Source organism: Candidatus Igneacidithiobacillus taiwanensis (assembly GCF_031962545.1).
Lineage (GTDB): Bacteria > Pseudomonadota > Gammaproteobacteria > Acidithiobacillales > Acidithiobacillaceae > Igneacidithiobacillus > Igneacidithiobacillus taiwanensis.
Genome location: NZ_JAVRKK010000233.1, coordinates 524 through 2174 on the forward strand (window position 1 = coordinate 524; position 1651 = coordinate 2174).

Genomic DNA, 1651 nt, shown 5'->3' on the forward strand with positions numbered 1-1651 from the left:
ATCCGGCAGAGCGTCGGGCGGGCTGAGCTGCGCCACCCCGCCTTGCAGGAGGGCGGCGAGCTGATCCGCCTGCTCGGCCCCAAGGCGCCCGGCAATGATGCGTGCTTGTAAGGGGCTGTAGCCCAAGGCCAGGGCAGCGGCCTCGACCTCCGGGCTACGGCTGCGGGTGCAGATTTCTACTACGCTCACCAGTTACCCGACCTCTTGGCGATTCCCGGCAAGCTGCGCCGCCAAAATGCCCAGCGGCTGGCCGGGCCCAGCCGCACCCGCTCGACTTCGCCGCCGCGGGCGAGGATGCCAGTATAGAGCTCGATGCGCGCGCGCCGACGCCAAGGCCGCAGGATGCCCGCTTGGGCATCGAAGCCCTCGGCGGTGGCAGGGTCGCGCCAAGTTCCCGGCCAGACCCAGAGCAGAGCCGTATCCGGCGCCACCGCCGCCGGCATCTCCGAGGCCATACCCAGCCAACGCGCTGTCGCCTGCAGTTCCTCTTGCGTGGCGATGAGGTGGGTCCAGGGGCTGGTTGGGCGCGCTGCGGGCAGACAACCCTCGCCCCAGGGCCAAAAGTAGCACCAGGAGTCGAGCCCCTGGTCATTGCGCGCCAGGTTGAGCGGGTGCGCTGCCAGCAGCATCTGCAGCTCATTCAAAAAGGCCAAAACGCTGCGGGCGTCGGTACCTTGCGCCGGAGTCTGGACCGCCTCTTGCCCCCACACCGTTTCCGGATCGGGGGTCTGCAAATCGAGGGGATAACGGCTGCGCAGGTACCAGCGGCGCGCACCACTCTCCAACTGCCAGGGGCTATCGGCAAAATGCTCGCGAGCGGCAGCGAGCAAGGCTTGGTTATCTTCGGCCGGCAGAAGCCCCGCAGGTTGCAGCACCGCCCTTCCCGTCTGACCACCAATGACCACGGGTTCCAGGGCCAGCAGCCAGTCCGCCCCAGGCGGCAAAGCCTCGGCGGCGGCCAGCAGGGCAGCGGCGGGCAGGGGGCCGGCAAAGCCGAGCAAGCGTCCCGCCACCTCCAAAGACGACTGCGCCGGCAGGCGCTCCGCCCGTCCGGCACCCCACAGGCGCGGCAGCAAGCTGCCATAGCTTTCCCCCGGCCGCCCCGCCAGCCCGTGCAACCACAGGCCAAGGCGTGGCATCAGTGGTCGAGGATGGCGCGCTGCACCGCCTCGAGCTTGGCATCGACGGTGAGTACCGTGCCGCCCTGGGCAATGGCGGTATCCGGGTCCTTCAAACCGTGGCCGGTGAGGGTGCAAACCACCGTCGCCCCGGCTTCGATCTTGCCCGCCCGCGCTGCCGCCACCACCCCTGCCACGGAGGTGGCAGAAGCGGGCTCGCAGAAAACCCCCTCGTACTGCGCCAGCCAGCGCTGGGCTTCGAGGATTTCGGCATCGCTATGGCCGGCAAACCAGCCGCCGCTTTCTTTCTCTACTTGGTGCGCCTGCTCCCAAGACATCGGCCGACCGATGCGGATGGCAGTGGCGATGGTCTCGGGATCGCGCACAAAGTCGCCAACGATGAAGGGCGCACTCCCCGCCGCCTGGAAGCCAAGCATCTTCGGCCGCTTACTGCTGCCCGTGCGGTGCCCGTAGGGGCATTGCCCGGCGCAGAATTTACAGGCGCCGGTAAGGACATCCTGGGTATCACAACG

2 protein-coding genes and 1 pseudogene are annotated in these 1651 nt (G+C 68.5%); all 3 read right to left on the bottom strand.

Translation table 11 applies throughout. The annotated features are described in order from the left end of the window. Positions 1–189 (bottom strand): annotated as a pseudogene (locus tag RTI30_RS14155) (single-stranded DNA exonuclease); the annotation flags it as partial. Beyond that, positions 186–1139, bottom strand: a complete 954-nt coding sequence (locus RTI30_RS14160; RefSeq protein ID WP_312284139.1) for a hypothetical protein — start codon at positions 1137–1139, stop codon at positions 186–188. The gene RTI30_RS14160 and the pseudogene RTI30_RS14155, both read right to left, overlap by 4 nt. Continuing rightward, the coding region (locus RTI30_RS14165) for a pyridoxal-phosphate dependent enzyme (protein ID WP_312284140.1) at positions 1139–1651 on the bottom strand (513 nt) is incomplete at its 5' end. The genes RTI30_RS14165 and RTI30_RS14160, both read right to left, overlap by 1 nt.